Annotated in this window: 24 protein-coding genes, 2 tRNA genes and 2 other RNA genes; 13 read left to right on the forward strand and 15 right to left on the reverse strand. The window is 53.3% G+C overall.

What is annotated here, in order from left to right:
• Positions 1-52 precede the first annotated feature (52 nt).
• Both mdtG and ACOTZP_RS13220 read left to right on the forward strand, forming a co-directional pair.
• The gene (gene mdtG, locus ACOTZP_RS13215; protein WP_154848736.1) at positions 53-1,288 is read left to right on the forward strand and encodes a multidrug efflux MFS transporter MdtG; all 1,236 of its coding nucleotides are present in this window, start codon (positions 53-55) and stop codon (positions 1,286-1,288) included.
• A gap of 79 nt (positions 1,289-1,367) precedes the next feature.
• Complete coding sequence (locus ACOTZP_RS13220; protein WP_271075097.1) at positions 1,368-1,742, forward strand: MysB family protein; 375 nt, start codon at positions 1,368-1,370, stop codon at positions 1,740-1,742.
• 7 nt (positions 1,743-1,749) lie between these two features.
• Here ACOTZP_RS13220 and ACOTZP_RS13225 read toward each other — a convergent pair whose 3' ends face one another.
• The 3 genes from ACOTZP_RS13225 to mdoG form a co-directional block, all read right to left on the reverse strand.
• Positions 1,750-1,977: a YceK/YidQ family lipoprotein gene (locus tag ACOTZP_RS13225; RefSeq protein ID WP_003858030.1), complete on the reverse strand. Its 228-nt coding sequence runs from the start codon at positions 1,975-1,977 to the stop codon at positions 1,750-1,752.
• An 84-nt stretch (positions 1,978-2,061) separates the two neighbouring features.
• Positions 2,062-4,590 (reverse strand): glucans biosynthesis glucosyltransferase MdoH, encoded by a 2,529-nt coding sequence (gene mdoH, locus ACOTZP_RS13230; RefSeq protein ID WP_271075096.1) that lies wholly within the window; start codon positions 4,588-4,590, stop codon positions 2,062-2,064.
• The gene (gene mdoG / locus ACOTZP_RS13235) at positions 4,583-6,136 is read right to left on the reverse strand and encodes a glucans biosynthesis protein MdoG (protein WP_032622136.1); all 1,554 of its coding nucleotides are present in this window, start codon (positions 6,134-6,136) and stop codon (positions 4,583-4,585) included. Before mdoG ends, mdoH begins: the two co-directional genes overlap by 8 nt.
• 255 nt (positions 6,137-6,391) lie before the next feature.
• Between mdoG and mdoC the strand changes: the two genes are divergently transcribed.
• Complete coding sequence (gene mdoC, locus ACOTZP_RS13240) at positions 6,392-7,531, forward strand: glucans biosynthesis protein MdoC (protein ID WP_022647705.1); 1,140 nt, start codon at positions 6,392-6,394, stop codon at positions 7,529-7,531.
• Between the two features lie 41 nt (positions 7,532-7,572).
• On the opposite strand, the gene ymdB is transcribed toward mdoC, so the two are convergent.
• From ymdB to csgB, 5 genes are all read right to left on the reverse strand, one after another.
• Positions 7,573-8,109 carry an O-acetyl-ADP-ribose deacetylase gene (ymdB, locus tag ACOTZP_RS13245; protein ID WP_022647704.1) on the reverse strand — a complete coding sequence of 179 codons (537 nt, stop codon included), beginning with the start codon at positions 8,107-8,109 and terminating at the stop codon, positions 7,573-7,575.
• A gap of 80 nt (positions 8,110-8,189) precedes the next feature.
• A complete protein-coding gene (locus tag ACOTZP_RS13250; RefSeq protein ID WP_045307928.1) occupies positions 8,190-8,510 on the reverse strand; it encodes a type 1 fimbrial protein in 321 nt (106 codons plus the stop codon).
• Between the two features lie 153 nt (positions 8,511-8,663).
• A complete protein-coding gene (gene csgC, locus ACOTZP_RS13255; protein ID WP_023299776.1) occupies positions 8,664-8,996 on the reverse strand; it encodes a curli assembly chaperone CsgC in 333 nt (110 codons plus the stop codon).
• Positions 8,997-9,052: 56 nt separating this feature from the next.
• Positions 9,053-9,508 carry a curli major subunit CsgA gene (gene csgA, locus ACOTZP_RS13260; RefSeq protein WP_003858043.1) on the reverse strand — a complete coding sequence of 152 codons (456 nt, stop codon included), beginning with the start codon at positions 9,506-9,508 and terminating at the stop codon, positions 9,053-9,055.
• A gap of 39 nt (positions 9,509-9,547) precedes the next feature.
• On the reverse strand, positions 9,548-10,003 hold the full coding sequence (gene csgB, locus ACOTZP_RS13265; RefSeq protein ID WP_023299774.1) for a curli minor subunit CsgB: 456 nt from the start codon (positions 10,001-10,003) through the stop codon (positions 9,548-9,550).
• Between the two features lie 743 nt (positions 10,004-10,746).
• Between csgB and csgD the strand changes: the two genes are divergently transcribed.
• From csgD to csgG, 4 genes are read left to right on the forward strand one after another with little or no spacing between them, the layout of a single operon-like run.
• Positions 10,747-11,397 carry a biofilm master transcriptional regulator CsgD gene (gene csgD / locus ACOTZP_RS13270; protein WP_006809293.1) on the forward strand — a complete coding sequence of 217 codons (651 nt, stop codon included), beginning with the start codon at positions 10,747-10,749 and terminating at the stop codon, positions 11,395-11,397.
• Positions 11,398-11,401: 4 nt separating this feature from the next.
• Complete coding sequence (gene csgE, locus ACOTZP_RS13275) at positions 11,402-11,791, forward strand: curli production assembly/transport protein CsgE (RefSeq protein ID WP_003858052.1); 390 nt, start codon at positions 11,402-11,404, stop codon at positions 11,789-11,791.
• Positions 11,792-11,817: 26 nt separating this feature from the next.
• Complete coding sequence (csgF, locus tag ACOTZP_RS13280; RefSeq protein ID WP_003858054.1) at positions 11,818-12,234, forward strand: curli production assembly/transport protein CsgF; 417 nt, start codon at positions 11,818-11,820, stop codon at positions 12,232-12,234.
• 26 nt (positions 12,235-12,260) lie between these two features.
• Complete coding sequence (csgG, locus tag ACOTZP_RS13285) at positions 12,261-13,094, forward strand: curli production assembly/transport protein CsgG (RefSeq protein WP_023299773.1); 834 nt, start codon at positions 12,261-12,263, stop codon at positions 13,092-13,094.
• Positions 13,095-13,137: 43 nt separating this feature from the next.
• Here the strand turns inward: csgG and ACOTZP_RS13290 are convergent, their stop codons facing one another.
• The 4 genes from ACOTZP_RS13290 to ghrA form a co-directional block, all read right to left on the reverse strand.
• A complete protein-coding gene (locus tag ACOTZP_RS13290; RefSeq protein ID WP_271075095.1) occupies positions 13,138-13,620 on the reverse strand; it encodes a DUF1097 domain-containing protein in 483 nt (160 codons plus the stop codon).
• 96 nt (positions 13,621-13,716) lie between these two features.
• On the reverse strand, positions 13,717-14,271 hold the full coding sequence (locus ACOTZP_RS13295; protein ID WP_022647698.1) for a TorD/DmsD family molecular chaperone: 555 nt from the start codon (positions 14,269-14,271) through the stop codon (positions 13,717-13,719).
• Between the two features lie 19 nt (positions 14,272-14,290).
• Complete coding sequence (locus tag ACOTZP_RS13300; protein ID WP_271075094.1) at positions 14,291-15,028, reverse strand: phosphatase; 738 nt, start codon at positions 15,026-15,028, stop codon at positions 14,291-14,293.
• A gap of 84 nt (positions 15,029-15,112) precedes the next feature.
• Positions 15,113-16,051: a glyoxylate/hydroxypyruvate reductase GhrA gene (gene ghrA / locus ACOTZP_RS13305; protein ID WP_154051632.1), complete on the reverse strand. Its 939-nt coding sequence runs from the start codon at positions 16,049-16,051 to the stop codon at positions 15,113-15,115.
• A 229-nt stretch (positions 16,052-16,280) separates the two neighbouring features.
• Between ghrA and ACOTZP_RS13310 the strand changes: the two genes are divergently transcribed.
• Positions 16,281-16,368, forward strand: a tRNA-Ser gene (locus ACOTZP_RS13310).
• Between the two features lie 44 nt (positions 16,369-16,412).
• Positions 16,413-16,549, forward strand: a non-coding RNA gene (locus ACOTZP_RS13315) — RtT sRNA.
• Between the two features lie 62 nt (positions 16,550-16,611).
• Here the strand turns inward: ACOTZP_RS13315 and ACOTZP_RS13320 are convergent.
• Positions 16,612-17,517, reverse strand: a complete 906-nt coding sequence (locus tag ACOTZP_RS13320) for a LysR family transcriptional regulator (protein ID WP_271075093.1) — start codon at positions 17,515-17,517, stop codon at positions 16,612-16,614.
• 109 nt (positions 17,518-17,626) lie between these two features.
• On the opposite strand from ACOTZP_RS13320, the gene ACOTZP_RS13325 reads away from it, so the two are divergent.
• The 4 genes from ACOTZP_RS13325 to ACOTZP_RS13340 all read left to right on the forward strand — a co-directional run bounded on the left by ACOTZP_RS13325 (position 17,627) and on the right by ACOTZP_RS13340 (position 19,590).
• Positions 17,627-18,487, forward strand: coding sequence for a pirin family protein (locus ACOTZP_RS13325; protein ID WP_271075092.1), 861 nt, complete (start codon positions 17,627-17,629; stop codon positions 18,485-18,487).
• A 20-nt stretch (positions 18,488-18,507) separates the two neighbouring features.
• On the forward strand, positions 18,508-19,185 hold the full coding sequence (locus tag ACOTZP_RS13330; protein ID WP_003858068.1) for an isochorismatase family protein: 678 nt from the start codon (positions 18,508-18,510) through the stop codon (positions 19,183-19,185).
• Between the two features lie 137 nt (positions 19,186-19,322).
• Positions 19,323-19,410: transfer RNA gene (locus tag ACOTZP_RS13335), tRNA-Ser, on the forward strand.
• A gap of 43 nt (positions 19,411-19,453) precedes the next feature.
• Positions 19,454-19,590, forward strand: a non-coding RNA gene (locus tag ACOTZP_RS13340) — RtT sRNA.
• 213 nt (positions 19,591-19,803) lie between these two features.
• On the opposite strand, the gene ACOTZP_RS13345 is transcribed toward ACOTZP_RS13340, so the two are convergent.
• Together ACOTZP_RS13345 and phoH are read right to left on the reverse strand one after the other, a co-directional pair.
• Complete coding sequence (locus ACOTZP_RS13345; protein WP_271075020.1) at positions 19,804-21,309, reverse strand: alanine/glycine:cation symporter family protein; 1,506 nt, start codon at positions 21,307-21,309, stop codon at positions 19,804-19,806.
• Between the two features lie 419 nt (positions 21,310-21,728).
• Positions 21,729-22,520 (reverse strand): phosphate starvation-inducible protein PhoH, encoded by a 792-nt coding sequence (gene phoH / locus ACOTZP_RS13350; protein ID WP_017384762.1) that lies wholly within the window; start codon positions 22,518-22,520, stop codon positions 21,729-21,731.
• Positions 22,521-22,943 lie beyond the last annotated feature (423 nt).

Below are 22,943 nucleotides of genomic sequence, written 5' to 3' on the forward strand. Positions count from 1 at the left end.
GGCTTATTACCTCACTGGTCACGGTGCCCTGCACCTCATTATGCGGATAGTTATGTCCTCCACAGATGCTCCCATAAACTGGAAACGCAACCTGACGGTTGCATGGCTGGGTTGTTTTCTTACTGGCGCCGCCTTTAGCCTGGTAATGCCCTTCCTGCCCCTCTACGTTGAACAGCTCGGCGTCACCGGCCATAGCGCACTGAATATGTGGTCCGGCCTGGTGTTCAGCATTACGTTCCTGTTCTCCGCCATTGCGTCGCCTTTCTGGGGTGGGCTTGCGGATCGCAAAGGCCGCAAAATTATGCTGCTGCGCTCCGCGCTCGGCATGGCGATCATAATGCTGTTGATGGGGGTGGCGCAGAATGTCTGGCAGTTTCTGATATTACGCGCGCTCCTGGGTCTGCTCGGGGGATTTATCCCCAATGCCAACGCCCTGATCGCAACCCAAATCCCACGCCACAAAAGCGGCTGGGCATTGGGTACGCTTTCCACTGGCGGCGTAAGCGGCGCACTGCTGGGTCCGCTGGCGGGCGGGCTGCTGGCCGACCATTACGGACTGCGGCCGGTATTCTTCATTACCGCCAGCGTGCTGTTCCTCTGCTTCCTCGTGACGCTTATCTGCATCCGTGAGAATTTCACGCCGGTAGCCAAAAAAGAGATGCTGCACGCCCGGGATGTGCTGGCCTCGCTGAAAAACCCAAAGCTGGTGCTGAGCCTGTTTGTGACCACCATGATTATTCAGGTGGCCACCGGTTCAATCGCGCCTATTCTGACGCTCTATGTCCGCGACCTGGCCGGCAACGTCAGCAATATCGCCTTTATCAGCGGCGTGATCGCCTCTGTTCCCGGCGTGGCCGCGTTGCTGAGCGCGCCACGGCTCGGTAGGCTGGGCGATCGCATTGGCCCGGAAAAAATCCTGATCTGCGCCCTGATCGTCTCCGTTCTGCTGCTGATCCCCATGTCGATGGTGCAGTCTCCCTGGCAGCTCGGCGTGTTGCGCTTTCTGCTGGGCGCAGCGGACGGCGCGTTGCTTCCGGCGGTGCAGACGCTGCTGGTCTATAACTCCACCAACCAGATTGCCGGACGTATTTTCAGCTACAACCAGTCGTTTCGCGATCTGGGTAACGTCACCGGGCCGCTGGTCGGCGCGGGGGTTTCGGCCAGTTTCGGTTTCCGGGCGGTCTTTATCGTGACGGCAGGCGTCGTGCTGTTCAACGCTGTTTATTCCTGGCTCAGCTTATCCCGGGCGCTACGCCCGGCGCGCATAACACAACATCGTGACGGCTAATTTACGCATTCATACTTGCACAATCATATAATCAGCTATTCTTTCCCTGAATACCTTCACGAAAAACAGGGAGACACCAATGACCATGTACGCCACGCTGGAAGAAGCTATCGATGCCGCTCGCGAAGAATTCCTCGCCGATAATCCCGGCATTGAGGAAGAAGATGCTGACGTGCAACAACTCAATATCCAAAAATACGTCCTTCAGGACGGCGATATTATGTGGCAGGCCGAATTCTTTGCTGATGAAGGTGAGGACGGAGAATGTCTGCCGATACTGAGTGGTGAAGGTGCGCAGGCGGTATTCGACAGCGACTATGACGAAATTGAGTTACGTCAGGAGTGGCTGGAAGAAAATACGCTGCATGAATGGGATGAAGGTGAGTTTCAGCTCGAACCGCCGCTGGATACCGAAGAAGGTCAGGCCGCAGCGGACGAATGGGACGAGCGATAAGCTCTCGTTACTCGTAAGGGCCGTGGCTGGCATCGATGGGCAGCAGTAGCGTGTCGAAAATCAGCGAAAACGGCAGATCGAGCACGGTGAGATAGCGCCATGCGGAATCGCGGACATCCCACTGTACGCCGGGGTAGTACTGATTCCCGTGGCCCTGTCCGGGAATGGTGCGGCTGATGATGCTGCCGCAGCCGCTGAGCAGGCATGCCATCATGACGACGATGATTACTTTCATTTCTGACCTCTAAAAAAATACCGGCCCCACAGCCGGTATTTGATTTGGCAGGTGGCGCTTCGCTTACCCGCCCTACTTAACAACTTACTTCGTCTTCAGGGCCAGCGGATTCAGCTTCACGTCCTTGTAGTAGTTCACCCACGAAGAGTATCTCTCCGGAGAAGACCACACGCGGTAGTGAAGCCGTGCCATCGTCACCGGATCGCTCAACAGCACCAGACGACGGTCGCGGTTAAGTTTTTCTGGCGTCTCATTCAGCGCCTGCTCAACGTGGCGATCGCGGGCGATCTCCAGCACCTGGCTGGCGCGGTGACGCGCAGTCGCCATCGCGGTTGCCAGCGCGTTGAATGACGGGTTAAACACGGCGTGCATAAAGCCATCATCCAGCGTGCGTTTGCGGTTCTGCTCCAGATAGGTATCGGTATCCACCAGCACCTGCGGCGGAGAATACTCTTCCGGGATCAGGAACAGCTTCCAGCGTTTGGTACGCAGGCCCACCGTAGAACGGCTGGAGATCACCGACACAAATGGCGACAGGATCAGCGAGAAGACGATTGGCGCCAGCCAGAACAGGAAACGCAGATCCAGCCAGGCCATACCAACTGCCCACACCAGGCCCAGCAGCAGCTGAGAGCCGTGGCGCATAAAGGCTTCACTCCATGGCGTAGAGTCATCGTCTCGCTGCGGTGAATTCCACACCACTTCCCATCCCAGGAACGCGCTCACCACGAATACCGTGTGGAACAGCATACGCACCGGTGCCAGCAGGACCGAGAACAGCACTTCCAGCAGCAGTGAAAGGGTTACGCGGCAGAAACCACCGTACTCCTTCGAACCTTTACACCAGATCAGAATGATACTGAGCAGCTTGGGCAGGAACAGCAGCACCATGGTCGACGCGAACAGCGCAATCGCCAGCTCCGGACGCCACTGCGGCCACACCGGGAACAGCTGGCGCGGTTGCAGGAAGTACTGCGGCTCCGTCAGGGCATGCACAACCTGCAACGCGGTCGAGAGTGCCAGGAACATAAACCACAGCGGCGCAGACAGATAGGACATGACGCCCGTCAGGAACACCGCACGGTGAACAGGGTGCATCCCCTTCACCAGGAACAGGCGGAAGTTCATCAGGTTACCGTGACACCAGCGGCGATCACGCTTGAGCTCATCCAGCAGGTTCGGCGGCAGCTCTTCATACGAGCCCGGCAGATCGTAGGCAATCCAGACGCCCCACCCTGCGCGACGCATCAGCGCGGCTTCCACAAAGTCATGCGACAGAATGGACCCGGCAAACGATCCTTCACCCGGCAGCGGCGCCAGGGCGCAGTGCTCGATGAATGGCTTCACACGGATAATGGCGTTGTGGCCCCAGTAGTGAGATTCACCCAGCTGCCAGAAGTGCAGACCGGCAGTAAACAGCGGCCCGTAGACGCGGGTCGCAAACTGCTGGCAGCGCGCATACAGCGTGTCCATACCGGACGCTTTTGGCGAGGACTGAATAATACCCGCGTTCGGATTGGCTTCCATCAGACGGACCAGCCCGCTCAGACAGTCGCCGCTCATCACGGAGTCCGCATCCAGTACCACCATGTAGCTGTACTGGTTACCCCAACGACGGCAGAAGTCATCGATGTTCCCGCTCTTACGCTTAACACGACGACGACGACGACGGTAGAAGATCTGCCCTTCACCCTGCACTTCAGCAATCAGCTCCATCCAGGCTTTTTGCTCTGCCACGCATATATCCGGGTTGTAGCTGTCGCTCAGGATGTAGACGTCGAAGTGCGCCGCATTACCGGTCGCCTTTACGGACTCCCAGGTGGCACGCAGCCCGGCGAATACGCGGTCAACATCTTCGTTACAGATAGGCATGATCAGCGCGGTACGATGCTCAGGATTGAGGGGTTCATCCCCGACCGTCGACGCGGAAATGCTGTATTTGTCACGCCCCATCAGCAGTTGCAGGAAGCCCATCAGCGCCGTCCAGAACCCGGCGGAGACCCAACAGAACAGCACGGCGAACAGCAGAAGGATGCCGCTCTGTAAAATATACGGCAGCAGCTGCATGAAGGAGACCCAGATATCCTGGCCAATCATGTCAGCAGGGTTAATCAATGCCCAGCCCTGGTACGGCAGAATAGTTTTCATGTACCAGGTGGCGACAACCGTCTGTGCCAGCGTCAGCAGCAGCAGAATGTAACGACGAATCGTTCCCACGGTACGCCATTTCTGCTCGGACGCCTGTTGTTCTTTGGTCAGACGTGACAGATAGCGCGGCGTCACGTCACGCCCACGCAGGCGATCCCAGAAGCGACCCACCGGGTTGGTGCGCCACGGATCGGGGAACATAGAGGAACGCGTGGCCTTCGGCATCGCCTGTAGCTGGTCACGCCCTTCGTCATCCTTGATTAACTGCCCTTCTGCCAGCGAGTCTGGCCATGCCTGCTCCAGACGTGCCTTCACTGACCCCAGCGGCGTATCATCATCACGGGAAAAGTGACGATGTTCACCATCCAGCGCGGTGTGAACCGCGCGGATGTCGCTCGCAGGGAGTGCCGCTTTTTCAATGTCCGTTAGCGGCATGGCATCAATATATTCAGATGTATTATTCATTGGCAGGTAGCTGATAGCTCCAGGTTTCACTCAGCGGCTTATCGTTACTGACCAGCGCGGCGCGCATTTCAGTGGTCTGTTTCGGATCTTTCACCTTCACGCGCAGGGTCAAACGCCACCCTTTGGTGACCGGATTGTAACGCACAGCGTTCTCAACGATTTCACCGTTATCGCCAATGCTGGCCTGTGCCGTCACGGCAGTATCCGGCGCCAGTTTTTTCATATCCTGCCCGGTGAAGTCCACGATAAATGCCAGCGTGCCATCCGGCTGACGAATCAGGTTGGACTGCTTCACGTCCCCCGTAGAACGACGCGTCTGCATCACATACGCGTTATCCGGTGCGTGCAGTTTGTCTTCGTCACGGCTGAAGGTGATCGCATACTTGAAGTTCATCTCTTTACCGGCTTCAGGCAGCTGATCCGGTGTCCAGTACGCCACGATGTTATCGTTGGTTTCATCATTGGTTGGAATTTCAACCAGCTCAACCTTGCCTTTACCCCAGTCGCCTTTCGGTGTAACCCAGGCGCTTGGGCGCAGATCGTAGCGGTCGTCCAGATCTTCAAAGCGGGAGAACTGACGGCCACGTTGCAGCAGACCAAAGCCCTGCGGGTTTTCCATCGCAAAGCTGCTGACGGCGAGGTGTTTCGGGTTGTTCAGCGGACGCCAGATCCACTCGCCGTTACCAGCATGAATGGAAAGGCCATTAGAATCATGCAGTTGAGGGCGGAAGTTAGTCGCCGGAGACGGCTGATTCGGCCCGAACAGGAACATGCTGGTCAGCGGCGCGACGCCCAGTTTGCCCACTTTATCGCGCAGGTAAACTTTAGACTGCACGTCAACCACCGTGTCACGCCCTGGCATGATCACGAAGCGATAAGCGCCTGTCGCACGAGGGGAGTCCAGCAGCGCATAAATTGTCAGACGTTTGTCGGTTGGTTTTGGACGTTCGATCCAGAACTCGCGAAAACGTGGAAATTCTTCACCTGATGGCAGCGCGGTATCAATTGCCAGACCGCGCGCAGAAAGCCCGTATACCTGCCCCGCGCCAATCACGCGGAAGTAGCTGGCGCCAAGCATGCTGACGATTTCGTCGTTTTTATCTTTGCTGTTAATCGGGTAAAGCACCTTGAAGCCTGCGAAGCCGAGGTCTTTCACCGTGTCTTTATCGTGTTGCACATCGCCAAAATTGAAATAATCCGGGCTGTACTTGATTTTACGTACCGCGGTCGCCGTCACTTCATTGATGGCAACCGGCGTGTCGAAGTACATACCCTGGTGGTAAAATTCAAGCTTGAACGGGGTTTTAATATTGTTCCAGTACGCTTTATCGTGATTGAACTGGATCTGCTGATAGTCCGCGTATTTCATGTCGCGGAAAACGGAGGGCAGGTTACTTTTTGGCGCTTCGTAGCTCTTGCCCGCCATCGATTTAGCCTGTTTTGCGACATCATCGATGTTAAAGGCCAGTGCAGATGAGGTATACAGTGACAACAGCACTGCTACACCCAACCAACGCATTTTCATCATTTGTGGTTTATGTTTCATAATAAGTAAGCACTTCCCCCTTTGTGTGCTTATATCGATCCGATCCATTTTAATGGAAACTCAGGCAATCCGACAACATTATCACTGCTTTGTTCAGCTCGCTGGCTCATGGATTAAGCAAATGAAAGAACCCGCTTTTCACTTTGCGTGCTTATCCTGGAGACAGGGTGTCGGTCTTGGTGTAGGGTTGGCTCCGAATGTAACCATTATGAGCCTTAGGGATAAGGCGAAAAGTCTGAGAATGCGCAAAGTTATATGAGCACAACCCCTGTACAACGTGAATATTTCCTCGACTCGATCCGCGCATGGCTCATGCTATTGGGGATCCCTTTTCATATTTCACTGATCTATTCCAGCCACACCTGGCATGTGAACAGCCAGATGCCCTCCTGGTGGCTGACGCTGTTCAATGATTTTATCCATGCCTTCCGCATGCAGGTGTTTTTCGTCATTTCAGGCTATTTCTCTTACATGCTCTTCTTGCGCTATCCCCTCAAGCGGTGGTGGAAAGTGCGCGTGGAGCGCGTGGGCATACCAATGTTGACGGCCATTCCGCTGCTGACGCTGCCGCAGTTCATCATGTTGCAGCATGTTAAAGGCAAGGCGGAAAACTGGCCTAATCTCTCGTTCTATGAGAAATACAACACCCTGGTCTGGGAGCTGATTTCCCACCTCTGGTTCCTGCTGGTACTGGTGGTGCTAACCACGGTGAGTTTGCTGATCTTCAGTCAACTGCGCCAGCGCGCGAGCGCCGCAACCTCGACCTTCTTCGCCAACATCACCCTGGGTAAGCTGTCGCTGCTGTTTCTTGCGCTGGGGGTCGCGTATGCCGCCGTCAGGCGTACGCTGCTCATTGTCTACCCTCCCATTCTGAGCGATGGGCTGTTTAATTTCGTGGTGATGCAGACCCTGTTCTACATTCCCTTCTTCCTGATTGGGGCGCTGGCATTTATTCATCCCCGGCTTAAAGCGCTGTTTACCACCCCCTCCCCCTGGTGTGCGGTGGGTGCTGCGCTGGCCTTTGCCGCCTATCTTCTCAATCAGCGCTTTGGCAGCGGGGACGCGTGGATGTATGAGACAGAGAGCGTGATAACGATGCTGATGGGCCTGTGGATGGTTAACGTGGTGTTCGCCCTTGGCCATCGTCTGCTGAATTTTAAATCAAGTCGCGTCACCTATTTCGTTAATGCTTCACTGTTTATCTACCTGGTCCACCATCCGCTGACGCTGTTTTTCGGGGCGTACATTACGCCGCATATCAAATCGAATGCGCTGGGCTTCTTCACCGGTCTGGTCTTTGTGGTTGGCATTGCCATCGTGTTGTATGAAATCCACCTGCGGATCCCGCTTTTGCGTTTCCTGTTCTCAGGCAAACCTCAGGTTAAAGCGGGATAAAAAAACGGCGCCTCCAGAGCGCCGTTTTTGCTTTTCAGACATCAAAATGCCTGGCTGCGCGCGGTCAAAAGCCGCTGATACAGGTCGGCGGTGTGCTCATCGAAACAGACAAAAATGACTTTTTCCGGCATGGGTTTGAGGGAAAGGTAGTGATAAACGGTATTCACGGCGATCGTAGCTGCCGCTTCCTTTGGATAACCGTACACCCCGGTGCTAATGGCGGGGAACGCCATGGTCTTATAGCCGTTATCTGCCGCAAGCCGCAGGCAGTTACGATAAGCCTGCTCCAGAATCTCAGCCTCATGGCGGTCGCCACCGTGCCAGACGGGTCCAACGGTATGGATCACCGCTTTGGCCGGGAGATCGCCCGCAAGCGTAATAACAGCATGCCCCGGCGGGCACTCTCCCTGCTGCTGGCGCACGGTTTTGCATGCTTCAAGGAGCTGAGGGCCCGCGGCCCGGTGAATGGCACCATCCACCCCGCCCCCACCCAAGAGGGAGGAATTGGCTGCGTTGACGATCACGTCAACGTGCACCGTCGTGATATCGCCATGAATAACGTCGATTTGCGGTCTCATAAACACCCTCTGCAACCCGCCTTTTTCATCAGTGTATCGCAGAGGGAGAAGGAGAAAAACTGTCGCGAAAAAAACGGCGGTTAACGGTAATCCACCTGAACGACCGCAAGCGTTTTCTTTTCATTCAGGTATTTCATGGTGACAGCGGCCAGCGCTGAGTGAGGATGATGGCCCCGGAGCGCCTCGTCATAACTGATGGTATGCGTTTTCATACGGTTATTTTCCGGGCAGGAAATCGCAAACTGCCGATGCCGGGGCGTGACTTCGCACGGGTCAGCGACCACCGCGCCACGAAAATGAATCACCCCACCATTCTCTATAGTTGCTGAATAAGCCGGAGAAAAAAAAGAGGACAGGATCAGTCCCAGACCAGAAATAATACACGCTGCGGATTTGAACATTATTTGTACTCCTCAATGAAATTCGTCCTTGAGGGGTAAAAACGCTCCGTTATGACGTATCTGTTTAAGCAACCCGTTTGCTGGGTTCTTGATATCAGCATAGCTTACCTGTGCAGCACCGCCACTTTATTAAATCATTGATTTTATGAATGATTAAAGCGTACTTGCCGGTGCGTTCCACTGCTGTGATAAATGAAGCGATTTTCCATCGGAAACGGTGACGATTATTTTTACCGCATCCCCTGAGCGAATATTTAAACTGATTCGCGTTAAATCAATCGGCTGATTAGCGGGTATAAAAAGAGTATTTTTCTGCCGCGATGTACTTTGTCCCCCCTGCCCCTGTCGGACAGATAACACCTCAACCTGACATTCGCAGGCGTCTGCCAGCGTGACCTGAGGAATAATGGTTGTCACATTTGCCTGCTGTGAGGTGCTGAACGTTATCTGGCTGGCAAGCGCGGCAAGGAGAATGAAGGTGCTCATGAGATCCTCCCGAAAAAAAACAGGGCGCATGCCCTGTTTTTTGGTACAGAAATGAATCAGTACTGGTGTGCGGTCGCGTTGTTGCCGAAGCCAACCTGGTGCACAGTCACCGTTGAGCCGGACGCTGTCTGGTCTACCGCCGCGCCGTTGCCGCCGCCGAACTGTTTCACGTTGATAACAGAATCTTTGCTATTCCACTGGTCGATGGTGGCGCTGTTACCAAAGCCTTTTTGCAGCAGATCGATAGAACTGTCATCAGAGCCCTGGCCAACGTCTGCGCCGTTACCGCCACCATGCTGGGTAATGGTCAATTCAGAATCTCGGGCGTCCGTCTGCAAAGCAAGCGCGGAGTTACCGCCGCCGTACTGGTAAATGCTCAGGGTTGAGTCAGGGCCGTTATTGCCGCCACCCCAGCCACCACCGTGACCGCCGCCAAATTGTGGTACCGCACCTGCGAAAGCACTGCCAGAAACTACGATTGCTGCAATAACTGCCACTTTGAAAAGTTTCATGGTAAACCCCCATCGGATTGATTAAGGCGTCACACATCGCTAGCGTTGAATAACGCGAATAGCCATTTGCGACTGTCTCTGTACTACAACTGCTGTTTTCTGCGTACCATACTGCGTTATATTCGCCCTGTTACCCGAGCCTTTCTGGATAATCATGGCGGTGTTGCCAAAAGCGCCCTGCTTAATACTCGCATCGTTGCCGTTGCCGGTCTGATCGATATAAGCAAGGTTATACGTCCCTGACTGATCAACATTCGCGCGGTTATTCCCGCCCTCCTGGGAAATAACGGACAGCAATTTAGAACCGCCCTGGCGTACATCAGCATTATTTCCTGAACCCTGTTGACCAATAATGGCTGCCTGATTGTATGAAGCTTTACTTAATTCATTTATCGCAAAATTATATTCAGAACTGGCTAAATCTGAATCACCTGCGATTACAAACCCAGGCGCACCCAGTAATGTAAACATCATAAACAACGTTTTGTTTTTCATGCTGTCACCCTGGACCTGGCTATAAAAAAGGTATTCCTTACTCCGTTAACGCGATTCGTTTTGTTAACGCCGCGTTACGGAAAAGAGTATGTCTGCCGAAACATGTTTAATATCTCACCCGTGCGCCTTATTTTTATATTCCCCTTCACCTCAAAGTCGTAAATCTCGCCTGAAACGACGGGATACTCGCCTAAAGCAGAAACCAAAAATGTCTTCCTGCGCTTGTACAACAGCGAGACAGGTTGTCCAACCTGTACCGGCTTCTTCAGACAAAAACGACAATGCCCTTTGTCACGCGCGTGACACGAAGCAAGTTTTCTTAAGAAAAAATTCCGGCTTAGGGAAGTCTTATGTTTTTAGCAGAGTTCATACTTTTTACCGGTTGGCTTACAATAATAAAAAACCAGATAATACAACTCATTATAATATACCGTATGGTTTTTAAAATCTGTGCACGTTTATACACCTGTACAACTTTCCCCTTATCTTAAAAACTATTAACCCTGCAAAATACACAAATAAATATCGAATTTTACATTCTGTTACACGATTAACACTTGCTTTAAAGTTTGCAATAGCTAGATTGAAAACAGCAGTACGTTATTTGTTTTTAATTTTACCGCCTCCTTTGGAGGAAGGTTTTTTAACTACACACAGCAGTGCCACACCTGCAGTACTTCTGGTGCCCTTTTCAATAATACGAGGGCAGCTGCCGGGTGTCATAAATAACGTGGGGTTTCATCATGTTTAATGAAGTCCATAGCTTACCCGGTCATACATTATTGTTGATCACAAAACCTTCCTTACAAGCGACAGCGTTATTGCAGCATTTAAAACAATGCCTGTCACTTAACGGGAAACTTCATAACATTCAACGTTCTTTTGATGATATCGCTCCTGGCAGCATCATTCTTCTCGATATGATGGAAGCGGATAAAAAACTGATCCATTACTGGCAAGATAATTTAAGCAGGAAAAACAATAATATCCGCGTATTGTTATTGAATACGCCTGATGAGTATCCTTTCCGCGAAATTGAGAGCTGGCCGCATATTAACGGCGTGTTTTACGTTACAGAAGAAGAAAACCGTGTCGTGGAGGGTTTGCAGGGCATATTGCGGGGGGAGTGTTATTTCTCGCAAAAACTGGCCAGCTACCTCATTACCCACTCCGGAAATTATCGCTATAACAGTTCGGAATCGGCCCTTCTGACGCACCGTGAGAAAGAGATCCTGAACAAACTGCGTATTGGTGCTTCAAATATTGAAATCGCCCGTTCGTTATTTATCAGCGAAAATACGGTTAAGACGCATCTTTATAATCTTTTCAAAAAGATAGCTGTTAAAAATCGCACGCAGGCGGTGTCGTGGGCAAACGATAACCTCAGGCGTTAATAGCATGAAACGCACCCTAAGTTGGATTGCCGCCGCAGGCATTATGCTTGCTGCCGGAAACCTTCAGGCTGTTGAGGTGGAAGTTCCTGGACTGTTGACCGACCACACCGTCACCTCTGTCGGACACGATTTTTATCGTGCCTTCAGCGATAAGTGGGAAAGCGATTATCCGGGTAATTTAACCATCAACGAACGGCCCAGTGCGCGGTGGGGAAGCTGGATCACAATAACCGCTAATCAGGACGTTATTTACCAGACTTTTTTATTCCCAACGAAAAGAGACTTCGATCAGAACGTCGCTTTCGCACTGGCACAAACAGAAGAAGCTATTAACCGCCTACAGTTAGATAAAGCCCTTTTGAGCACAGGCGATTTAGCAAAAGATGAGTTCTAGCAACGACACCTATTTCGGAGGCTGTAATGCGTCTCGCACACACAGTGATTTCGTTAATGCTCATTGCGCCGTTGAGTTGGGCCGGAAATATGACATTCCAGTTCCGCAACCCTAATTTTGGCGGCAACCCGAATAACGGAGCCTTTATGCTTAACCAGGCGCAGGCTCAAAACTCCTATAAAGACCCCAGCTATGACGATGATTTCGGTATCGAGACCCCGTCAGCTCTGGATAATTTTACTCAGGCCATCCAGTCGCAAATATTAGGTGGCTTATTAACCAACATTAATACCGGAAAACCCGGCCGGATGGTCACTAACGACTTTATCGTCGATATTGCCAATAAAGACGGGCAGCTTCAGTTAAATGTGACAGACCGAAAAACCGGTAAGACGTCGACAATCCAGGTTTCCGGTTTGCAGACCAGTTCAACTGATTTCTAAACGACCCCGAAATAAGGACAATTATCATGCAGCGCTTTTTTATTTTAGTTGCAGTGTGCTTATTAAGCGGTTGTTTAACTGCCCCGCCAAAAGAAGCCGCTAAACCCACCCTAATGCCCCGTGCCCAGAGCTATCGGGATCTGACGCATCTGCCGGGCCCTACCGGGAAGATATTCGTCTCGGTCTATAACATTCAGGATGAGACGGGCCAGTTCAAACCGTATCCGGCCAGTAACTTCTCCACGGCCGTACCGCAGAGCGCCACCGCGATGCTGGTTACCGCCCTGAAAGATTCGCGCTGGTTTATCCCGCTGGAACGCCAGGGGCTGCAAAACCTGCTTAACGAACGAAAAATCATTCGTGCTGCACAGGAGAATGGTACCGTTGGCGTCAATAACCGCATGCCGCTACAGTCTCTCACCGCAGCCAATATCATGGTGGAAGGCTCGATTATCGGCTACGAAAGTAACGTGAAATCGGGCGGCGCGGGTGCCCGTTACTTTGGTATCGGGGCCGACACGCAGTATCAGCTGGATCAGATTGCCGTCAACCTGCGCGTGGTTAACGTGAGCACGGGTGAAATTTTATCCTCCGTGACCACCAGCAAAACGATTCTCTCATATGAAGTGCAGGCGGGGGTATTCCGCTTTATCGACTACCAGCGTTTGCTGGAGGCTGAAATTGGCTATACCTCTAACGAGCCGGTCATGCTGTGTCTGATGTCGGCCATCGAAACCGGGGTGATTTTCCTGATTAATGACGGTATCGATCGCGGCTTGTGGGATCTTCAGAATAAAAGTGACGTGAGTAATGCGGTGCTGGTGAAATACCGTGAGATGTCGGTTCCGCCGGAGTCATGATTGGCGGCGTATAAAAAGGCGAGATTTTCGTCTCGCCTTTTTTTTATTTACTTACCACAGGAACGTTCTGGCTCTTCTCGCGTCGGGCTGCAAGCCAGAGACCGCTGTTCTTCATAGCGTAGCCAAACAGTAATCCCAGCATGAGCGAAGGGACCACCAGCTTCCAGTCCCCCTGGCCTGCAAAGGTCGCGCAGGCACCCATGAACGTGCCGGGCACAAAGGACAACAGCAGATGTTTTGCCTGAACGCACATCATGAAGGCCACAATACCGGTCATGACGTACCCCAGGATTTCCACATGCGGCGCCAGCGCGCTGCCTTTCATAATGACCAGCGCCCAGACCACGCCACTCAGTAACGTGCAGCCTGAAATAAAGAGCCCTTTGAGCCCACCCTGCGGGCAGGCGAAATAGGCCGTGCAGCCAAGAAAACCGGCCCAGCTCAACAAACCGAGAGATACCGCCACCCAACCCCAGAGGCCGGAGAGGATGCCAGTCGTTATTGCAATACAAAGTAATATGTTCATGGTGCGCATCTTAGCAGATGCGCACCCTAGAAATGAGATCAGAAGCACGTTACGTGCAAGTTGAAATGTATCGTTGCAGGATTTTTGTGATTTAAATCACTCTTCACTCTCTTCTTCCAGCTCATCCCACATGGCAGCGATAGCGTCACGCGTCAGCGGAGCCAGCGTTCTCCAGAACGGAGAGGTGGCGTGGGCTTCAACTTTACCCAGGAAGGTTCCGACCCACGGCAGCAGATACGTTTCGAACAGGGTTTCAATCGCCTCATTCTCATCATCACCTGCTTTATCTTCAATCCATGAGGCCGCCAGCAACAGGGTACCGATATGATCGGCAGGCATATCCGTCAGCGGCATGCCGCGTTCTGAAAGAAACGCCCGAACTTCCGCTTCGGTCGCACCTTCCTGCCAGGCAGAACGATACGGCGACACGCGACACTCTTCCCCCACGAACAGCGCGTTGTAATCCGTTGAAATCTGCTGCATATCGCAACTTTTTTGCAAGCGTTCCAGCAACTCATCCTGTTCCAGCGGCCAGCTCTGCGCCAGTTTACCTTCACGAATCAGGGTAAACAGCGGAACCAGCAGCGGATCCTGCGGCTGGCGGTAATATAAGGTGCCCAGCACGCGGCAAAGGATGGAAAACTCATTCATGTTTTTATTCCGTTATTAATTAAAGATCGGCAAATTCATCAATCGGCGCCATGCCGCGCGACTCAAGGAAGTCGAGCATACGACGCGGCGTGACGTTCAGGATCTGTTCTTCCGGGAAATTCACGTCCCGCAATATTTTCAGGCACTCGCTGAAATCACCCAGCGTGAAGGCCGTGTGTGAATCAGAGCCCAGCGCCACCATTCCGCCTGCGTCACGCACGGCCGCCGCAACGTCGCGGCAGTTGGCCTCACTGCCCTTACGCGAATGCACGAACGAGGAGTTGTTGATCTCCAGCGCCACGCGGTGCTTCGCTGCGGCCTGTGCCACGGCCTGAAAATCGATCGGGTATTTCGGATTTCCCGGGTGGCTGATAATGTGCACATTGCCGCTGGCAATGGTGGCAATCATCGCCGCGGTGTTGGTCTCTTTATCCTGGGGCGCAAAGACCGGCTCGTGAAAGCCGGCGAGGATCAGATCTAACGAGGTCAGCATCGGGCCGGTGCAGTCAATTTCACCGTCGGTATTTTTGATGTTCGCTTCGATGCCTCGCAGTATCCCGATACCGTCAACCAGACGTGGCCAGATACGCATATTCACAAAATGCCAGTAGTGCGGCGCATCCGCCATATCCGGACCGTGATCGGTTATCGCAAACAGCTTGATGCCTTTCAGCTTCGCCTGAGCGATATAATCATGGAGGTTACTGTAAGCGTGAGTACTGGCGACGGTGTGCATATGCAGGTCAACGGGATACATCTTTCTCTCCTCTGCGGTTTTTCCAAAGGATAGCAGTTATCAGCGGCGAATATTAGCAAAAACCCGGCGAACGCCGGGTTTCTCTCAGTAGCCTCGCTGTCTGTCGACCTGTCCGGTCACCACGTTGCCCTTCTCTATTTCGCTGATGGTATGCGAGATATACGCCACGGCCTCCGCCGGTCGCGTCACGGCCGCAATATGGGGCGTCATCGCCACGCGTGGATGTGCCCAAAGCGGGCTGTCTGTCGGCAGCGGTTCGCGGCTATACACATCCAGCATTGCGCCTTTCAGTTTACCGCTATCCAGCGCTTTCAGCAGATCGTCTTCCACAACGTGTACCCCGCGCGCCAGGTTCATTAAGTAGCTATCTTCTGCCAACTGGTTGAGGAGCGTGCCATTGATAATGCCGACCGTTTCCGCCGTATTCGGCAGCAGGTTAATGAGAACGCGTGTCCCTTTCAGGAACGCCGGGAGTTCGTCCAATCCGGCAAAGCTCTCGACGCCCGGATAATCCTTACGGCTCCGGCTCCAGCAGCGCAGTGGGAAGCCCCACGGAGCGAGCGCTTCGGCGACTTTCGAACCCAGCACACCCGCCCCGAGGATGCCGATGGTGAAATCTTCACGCTGATAATCCGGGAGCGGTTCCCAGTGGGATTGCTGTTTAAACGCCTGATAATCGTCGAAGCGGCGGAACCAGTGCAGCACCTGGCTTACGGCGTATTCCTGCATCTGCTCCCCCATACCGGTATCTTCCAGACGAAACAGGGGAATATCTTCCGGCAGCATTTCAGGGTGAGCCTTCAGCTTACTGAGAATGGAATCCACCCCCGCACCAAGAGCAAACACCGCCTTCAAACGGCGTCCCTGTAGCATTTCGACCGGGGGATGCCAGACCAGCGCGTAGTCGGCATGTTCATTATCGCCCTGTTTCCATTCGCGAACGCGTGCGCCAGGCAGTGCCGCCGTGAGCGCCTTAATCCAGTAAGCCGTATCAAAAGTGGGGTGATAGAAGATAATATCCATAGTCATTGCCTTTTAGTGCGCTGTTTTATTTTCATTTTCAACTGGCTTGTCAGCATAACAAATTTATCGCTAAACCGCGTTGCTGATAAAAGAGGCGCTTTTCGCACATTTCGAAATCAGGTTGCCTGAAGTTTGTCTAAACACGCTAAATTACTGAAAAAGTGGGTTGACGGCAGTACGGCTTTTCCTTACATTAGCGCCCGTCCCGACAACAACGGGATGACAATATGGTGAGGTGTCCGAGTGGCTGAAGGAGCACGCCTGGAAAGTGTGTATACGGCAACGTATCGGGGGTTCGAATCCCCCCCTCACCGCCATATTCAAGACGAGAGCTCGTACGAAAGTACGGGCTTTTTTCTTATATATTCTCCGCAAGGGGGGGATGAGAACCCCCGACCGGGGTTCGACAACTGGCGCAGCCAGTTGGACAGACTGTGAGCGTAGCGAACAGGCTGCCCGCAGGGCGAGCGAAGCGAGTCAATCCCCCCCTCACCCTAACCCTCTCCCCGGAGGGGAGAGGGGATAGTTAGGTGCTCGCATTCAGTTGTCCCCTGGAAACGTTACTCCTCCACCATCCGGGCATACTCTTCGGTGAGAAAATCCACCAGCGTCCTGACCGATGGCAGCAGGCCGCGCCGGGAAGGATACACCGCATGGATCACTTCCCTTCTGGGTTCCCAGGCATTCAGCACCCGAACAAGCTCACCTGAAGCCAGCTGATCCTTCACCATCAAAATGGGCAACTGTACCACGCCCACGCCCGCCATCGCTGCCTCCCGCAGCGCCAGCATATCGGTAGTCACCAGGCGCGGCGTGAAGTGAATGTCTGCTTTCGCCCCCTCCGGCCCGCTCAGCTCCCACTTATGCAGGTGTTTACCAGCGCCCATACTTAAACCTGGCCATTCGCTGAGTTCAGAGGGCATCGCCGGGTTGCCCATCCGTTCAATCAGTGTCGGCCCGGCAACCAGGCAGTGTCCCCTGTCCGCCAGCACCCTTAATACCAAATCGCTGTCATCAAACGGGCGCGGACGAACGCGGATCGCCACATCCACCCCCTCCCCCACCAGATCGACCCGGCGGTTGGTGGCTTCAAGCTGGAGGTTGATCCCCGGATAGCGCGCCATAAACCTCGCCAGCATGGGCCCCACGTGAACGTGCAGTAGGGTTACGGGGCAAGTGATCCTGACCATACCGCGCGGCTCAGCCTGTAAAGCAGCCACCGCCTCCTCCGCAGCTTCAGCCTCCACCAGCATGGCTTTACAGTGCTGATAGAACGTCTGCCCCACTTCAGTCACCGCAAACTGCCGCGTGGTACGTTGTATCAACCGAACACCCAGGCGTTCTTCCAGCTGCGCAATCCGACGGCTCAGTTTCGACTTTGGCTGATCGAGCGCCCGCCCCGCCGCCGCAAAGCCGCCATGCTCCAACACCTTCACAAACCATACGAAATCATTGAGATCCTGCATACGCCCCCATTGTTCCATTTAAGGAACAGTGAATGTCAATTTTGCTATCTACCGGGATATTAGCCCTGAATATAAGCTATTTACATCAACAGGACATCAGGAGTTAATCATGAAAAACGTAACAGGCGTGTATACCGCACCTCGTCCGCACTGGGTCGGTGATGGTTTTCCGGTTCGTTCGATGTTTTCTTACCAGACGCACGGCGAACCGCTGAGCCCGTTCCTGCTGCTTGACTACGCCGGACCACATACCTTCCCGGCGGATGGCGCAAAACGCGGCGTGGGCGAGCATCCTCATCGCGGTTTTGAAACGGTGACCATCGTCTACTCAGGCGAAGTTGAGCACCGTGATTCCACCGGCAGAGGCGGCGTTATTGGTCCAGGCGATGTGCAGTGGATGACGGCAGGCGCAGGCATTTTGCACGAGGAGTTCCACTCCAGCGCGTTCTCGCAGAAAGGCGGTGAACTGAAAATGATGCAGCTGTGGGTCAACCTGCCCGCTAAAGACAAAATGGCGACGCCTGGCTACCAGAGCATCACTCAGGCGGATATCCCGGTGGTCACCCTGCCGGATAACAGCGGAACAATGCGCGTGATTGCTGGCCGCTTTGGAGAGGTAACCGGCCCGGCGCATACCTTCTCACCGCTTAACGTATGGGATCTCGCGCTGCACCAGGGCAGCCACCTGACGCTCAATCAGCCCGAAGGCTGGAGCACGGCGCTGGTTGTTGTTGAGGGCAGCGTGACAGTGAACGGCACCACGCCTGCGGGTGAGGCGCAGCTGGTCGTGCTGAGTCAGAGCGGCGACAAGCTGCATCTCGAAGCCAGCAGCGATGCCAAAGTGTTGCTGATGGCCGGGGAGCCACTGAATGAATCCATCGTGGGCTATGGCCCGTTTGTGATGAACAGTAAAACCGAAATCGCCGAAGCTATTCGCGATTTCAACTCCGGCCGCTTTGGCCAAATCTAAACGTAATAAAGGAGCGCATTATGTCTACCCCTGCAAACTTCAACGGTGCACGTCCCGTTATTGACGTCAATGATGCCGTTATGCTGCTTATCGATCACCAGAGCGGATTGTTCCAGACTGTTGGAGACATGCCAATGCCTGAGCTGCGCGCTCGTGCAGCAGCGCTGGCAAAGATCGCCTCGCTGGCGAAGATCCCGGTGATCACCACGGCATCGGTTCCACAGGGACCGAACGGCCCGCTTATCCCGGAGATCCACGCCAATGCGCCGCACGCACAGTATGTGGCACGCAAGGGTGAAATCAACGCCTGGGATAATCCGGAGTTCGTGGCGGCGGTGAAAGCCACCGGACGCAAAACGCTGATTATCGCGGGGACGATTACCAGCGTTTGCATGGCCTTCCCGTCCATCAGCGCGGTGGCGGACGGATATAAAGTGTTTGCGGTGATTGATGCCTCCGGCACCTACAGCAAAATGGCGCAAGAGATCACCCTGGCGCGCGTGGTGCAGGCAGGCGTGGTACCGATGGACACAGCGGCAGTGGCCTCAGAGATCCAGCGCACGTGGAACCGTGAAGATGCGGGAGAATGGGCAGAGGTGTACACACACATCTTCCCTGCCTACCAGCTGCTGATCGAAAGTTACAGCAAAGCGCAGGACGTTGTGAAAAACAGCGAAGTGCTCGATTCGCAGCGTTGATCCTGCGCGGTGCGCCATAAGCTGATTAAGGCTTAACCGAACAGGCACGAATGCAGAAAATCTGCTTGACCGCTTTCGCGCAACTCCCTATAGTAGCGCCCCGTTGCCCCCCAAGCGGTCAGGCAGCAAAACAATATGGTGAGGTGTCCGAGTGGCTGAAGGAGCACGCCTGGAAAGTGTGTATACGGCAACGTATCGGGGGTTCGAATCCCCCCCTCACCGCCATATTTTAAGAAGAGCTCGCATGAAAATGCGGGCTTTTTTTCGCATGTTGCACGTCTGCGGGGGGATGAGAACCCCCGACCGGGGTTCGACAACTGGCGCAGCCAGTTGGACAGACTGAGAGCATAGCGAACAGGCTGCCCGCAGGGCGAGCGAAGCGAGTCAATCCCCCCCTCACCGCCATATTTTAAGAAGAGCTCGCATGAAAATGCGGGCTTTTTTTTCGCATGTTGCACGTCTGCGGGGGGATGAGAACCCCCGACCGGGGTTCGACAACTGGCGCAGCCAGTTGGACAGACTGAGAGCGAAGCGAGTCAATCCCCGCCGGTGCGGGTGATACCGCCTCACCCATAAAAAAAGCCCGCGCATAAGCACGGGCCCGTTTTAAACTATTCCTCAGTTATTCAACTTCCCCGCCGGCTGCTTTCCTTCAGGAGAAGAAACCTGCCCCGGCAATCCCCCCTCTTCATCTCTGCGCTCCCCCAGCCAGTAATCCGCATTTTTAATCCCAAGCCGAACCGGATCAAACTGTGGATCAATTCCCTGCGCATTCTGGGTTTCATAATCCTTCAGGCTGGCAAAGGCTTTATTATGCAAGAGGACAATGGCAATAATGTTGAGCCAGGCCATCAGCCCTACCCCGATATCCCCTAATCCCCATGCCAGATCCGCGGTGCGGATTGTGCCATATACCGTGGAAGCCATCAGACATAATTTAAGCAGGAATGTCAGCCACGGACGGTGAATTTTACGGTTGATGTAGGCGATATTGGTTTCAGCGATATAGTAATAGGCAATGATGGTGGTGAAGGCAAAGAAGAATAGCGCGATGGCGACAAAGTAATTACCAAAGCCCGGCATCATACTTTCCATCGCTGTCTGCACATAGCCAGGACCCGCCGCCACGCCTGCAATACCGGTATAAAGGGCTGCGCCGTCGACGCCCTGAACATTATAAAGCCCGGTGATCAACAGCATAAACCCGGTCGCGGAGCAGACAAACAGCGTGTCGATATATACGGAGAACGCCTGAACCAGCCCTTGTTTCACCGGATGACTTACGGCTGCTGCCGAGGAGGCATGTGGCCCGGTACCCTGCGCCGCCTCGTTGGAATAGACGCCGCGTTTAACGCCCCACATGATAGCCTGGCCCAGAATAGCGCCAAATCCCGCTTCAAGGCCAAATGCACTTTTCCAGATCAGCAGGATAACAGAAGGCAGTTTTTCAATATTGATCGCGATAATAACGCAGGCAACAATAATATAGCCGAGCGCCATAAACGGAACGACCATACTGCTAAAGCTGGCGATCCTTTTTACACCACCGAAAATAATGAAGCTTAACAGTACAGCCAGTATTGCCGCCGTAACGTTTGGGTTAAGACCGAAGGCAATATCCAGGCTGGCGGCAATTGAGTTTGCCTGTACGCCCGGAAGTAATAAACCGCAGGAGAAAATGGTCACAATAGCAAATAACCATGCGTACCACTTCACCCCCAACCCTTTTTCAATATAAAAGGCAGGTCCCCCACGATATTCGCCGTTAATTTTTTCTTTATAAACCTGACCTAACGTGGATTCAACAAAAGCAGAGCTGGCGCCTAAAAATGCCACTACCCACATCCAGAAAAGCGCACCGGGGCCACCAAAGGTAATGGCGGTCGCCACACCGGCGATATTCCCTGTCCCTACGCGGCCCGCCAGCGTCATCGTCAACGCCTGAAACGATGATACGCCGGCATCGGTAGCCCCGCCCTGAAACATCAGGGTAATCATATGTTTTATATGACGTAATTGTAGAAAACGACTACGCAGTGAGAAATAGAGACCGACACCCAGACATAAAAATATTAACGCAGGGCTCCAGATAACACCGTTAATTGCACTAACCAGTTCGTTCATGTATGACCCTCAGCGTGATGTTCCAGAGGAAACGATCCCCTGGTGTGTTTCTTCTTAGAATTTAATTTGAACAAGTACGAAACATAGATAATTACCCAAAAGACACCAACTTAATTTTTACTGCTTAGTCATGTTCTGTGACAACATTCACGTTTAATTTTCACCTAACAATTAGCGCGATCATTATATTCACAGGTATTTTGTGGGTATTGTAAATACATATCACATTTTTTCTAACTGTATAAAAAACGTTCGCAGCAAATTAACAGTAATATTATTATTACCGCAAAACGGTGCGTAAATGCCGTTGAATGCTATAGGAAATAAATATGATTTAAAAAAAGCCATGCGAACAGAGGGAATAAAAGAAGCTTCCCGGCATGACGCCGGGAAGAAATGACTTAAAATGTGAAATGATCTTAGTCGGAGTACACTTCCAGCGTTCGTTGACACAGCGCTGAGCGGACGCAGTCCTCTTTTGTGAAGCGGACCACCCCTATCATCTCATCTTCCTCAAAACGTGACATGGCATCGCTCAGGCCAGACTTCACGCCCGACGGCAGGTCACACTGGGTAATATCGCCGTTGACGATAACCGTCACGTTCTCCCCGAGGCGCGTTAAAAACATCTTCATTTGCGCAGCGGTCACGTTCTGAGCCTCGTCAAGAATAACGACCGCATTTTCAAATGTACGTCCGCGCATATAGGCGAACGGCGCGATTTCCACCTTGCCAATCTCTGGTCGCAGGCAGTACTGCATAAAGGAAGCGCCCAACCGCTTCACCAGCACGTCATAGACGGGCCTGAAGTACGGGGCAAACTTCTCAGAAATATCGCCAGGCAGGAAGCCCAGATCTTCATCCGCTTGCAGTACCGGACGGGTAACGATGATCCTTTCCACGTCCTTATGAATCAGCGCCTCCGCCGCTTTGGCGGCACTGATCCAGGTTTTCCCGCATCCGGCTTCCCCGGTTGCAAAGATGAGCTGTTTACTCTCGATAGCATTCAGGTAGTGCGCCTGAGCTTCATTCCGCGCCACTATTGGCGATGCATCGCGGCTGTCCCGCGCCATGCCAATGGATTCTACGCCGCTCATCTGCACAAGCGAGGTGACCGATTCTTCTTCACGCTGTTTATGGCTACGTGAATCCCGTCTCAGCACACGTTTTGCTTCGCGACGAGCTTTGATCACTGCTTTCTGTCTTCCCATGGATAGCACCTTGAGTTGTTGGTATTCATCACACGCGCCAGCATCGGCACGATTATGCGCACGAACATCAGAGGGTTGGCTTCCTTGTAAGCCATTGCTTGCATTACCGGATGACGATACAGAACGGCTACGCGCACCGTTATGCACGTCGGTAGAAATCGTATTTAGAGGTGGAGGGGAGAATTTTGTGGTGAGGAAATCGCTGCCGGAGTCTGAGCCTCCGCGCCGGGTGCTGCGGTTGATGTGTTTACCTTGTCCAGTACAGGACGCAACCATTCGCGATCTCCATAGTGAGTCAATATCACTGCCGGGAACTACCGCTGTCTTATCTTAAGTACATCAGGAATTATCATAAATGCAACATTTATTTTACCTAGATGCAACCTTTAAGACTGCTCCTGCAGCGGAATCAGTCTCATATAT

It is taken from the genome of Enterobacter cloacae complex sp. SYL001 (genome assembly GCF_049237025.1).
GTDB lineage: Bacteria > Pseudomonadota > Gammaproteobacteria > Enterobacterales > Enterobacteriaceae > Enterobacter > Enterobacter intestinihominis.

Excerpts from the sequence above, each read along its gene's own strand:
- ACOTZP_RS13325 (WP_271075092.1), top strand. The coding sequence starts at position 17,627 with ATGAAAAACGTAACAGGCGTGTATACCGCACCTCGTCCGCACTGGGTC.
- csgF (WP_003858054.1), top strand. The coding sequence starts at position 11,818 with ATGCGTCTCGCACACACAGTGATTTCGTTAATGCTCATTGCGCCGTTG.
- phoH (WP_017384762.1), bottom strand. The coding sequence starts at position 22,520 with ATGGGAAGACAGAAAGCAGTGATCAAAGCTCGTCGCGAAGCAAAACGT.
- mdtG (WP_154848736.1), top strand. The coding sequence starts at position 53 with ATGTCCTCCACAGATGCTCCCATAAACTGGAAACGCAACCTGACGGTT.
- csgD (WP_006809293.1), top strand. The coding sequence starts at position 10,747 with ATGTTTAATGAAGTCCATAGCTTACCCGGTCATACATTATTGTTGATC.
- ACOTZP_RS13330 (WP_003858068.1), top strand. The coding sequence starts at position 18,508 with ATGTCTACCCCTGCAAACTTCAACGGTGCACGTCCCGTTATTGACGTC.
- mdoC (WP_022647705.1), top strand. The coding sequence starts at position 6,392 with ATGAGCACAACCCCTGTACAACGTGAATATTTCCTCGACTCGATCCGC.
- mdoG (WP_032622136.1), bottom strand. The coding sequence starts at position 6,136 with ATGAAACATAAACCACAAATGATGAAAATGCGTTGGTTGGGTGTAGCA.
- ACOTZP_RS13295 (WP_022647698.1), bottom strand. The coding sequence starts at position 14,271 with ATGAATGAGTTTTCCATCCTTTGCCGCGTGCTGGGCACCTTATATTAC.
- ACOTZP_RS13320 (WP_271075093.1), bottom strand. The coding sequence starts at position 17,517 with ATGCAGGATCTCAATGATTTCGTATGGTTTGTGAAGGTGTTGGAGCAT.
- ACOTZP_RS13250 (WP_045307928.1), bottom strand. The coding sequence starts at position 8,510 with ATGTTCAAATCCGCAGCGTGTATTATTTCTGGTCTGGGACTGATCCTG.
- csgA (WP_003858043.1), bottom strand. The coding sequence starts at position 9,508 with ATGAAACTTTTCAAAGTGGCAGTTATTGCAGCAATCGTAGTTTCTGGC.
- ACOTZP_RS13300 (WP_271075094.1), bottom strand. The coding sequence starts at position 15,028 with ATGTATCCCGTTGACCTGCATATGCACACCGTCGCCAGTACTCACGCT.
- ACOTZP_RS13345 (WP_271075020.1), bottom strand. The coding sequence starts at position 21,309 with ATGAACGAACTGGTTAGTGCAATTAACGGTGTTATCTGGAGCCCTGCG.
- ACOTZP_RS13225 (WP_003858030.1), bottom strand. The coding sequence starts at position 1,977 with ATGAAAGTAATCATCGTCGTCATGATGGCATGCCTGCTCAGCGGCTGC.
- mdoH (WP_271075096.1), bottom strand. The coding sequence starts at position 4,590 with ATGAATAATACATCTGAATATATTGATGCCATGCCGCTAACGGACATT.
- ymdB (WP_022647704.1), bottom strand. The coding sequence starts at position 8,109 with ATGAGACCGCAAATCGACGTTATTCATGGCGATATCACGACGGTGCAC.
- ACOTZP_RS13290 (WP_271075095.1), bottom strand. The coding sequence starts at position 13,620 with ATGAACATATTACTTTGTATTGCAATAACGACTGGCATCCTCTCCGGC.
- csgG (WP_023299773.1), top strand. The coding sequence starts at position 12,261 with ATGCAGCGCTTTTTTATTTTAGTTGCAGTGTGCTTATTAAGCGGTTGT.
- ghrA (WP_154051632.1), bottom strand. The coding sequence starts at position 16,051 with ATGGATATTATCTTCTATCACCCCACTTTTGATACGGCTTACTGGATT.
- csgB (WP_023299774.1), bottom strand. The coding sequence starts at position 10,003 with ATGAAAAACAAAACGTTGTTTATGATGTTTACATTACTGGGTGCGCCT.
- csgE (WP_003858052.1), top strand. The coding sequence starts at position 11,402 with ATGAAACGCACCCTAAGTTGGATTGCCGCCGCAGGCATTATGCTTGCT.
- csgC (WP_023299776.1), bottom strand. The coding sequence starts at position 8,996 with ATGAGCACCTTCATTCTCCTTGCCGCGCTTGCCAGCCAGATAACGTTC.
- ACOTZP_RS13220 (WP_271075097.1), top strand. The coding sequence starts at position 1,368 with ATGACCATGTACGCCACGCTGGAAGAAGCTATCGATGCCGCTCGCGAA.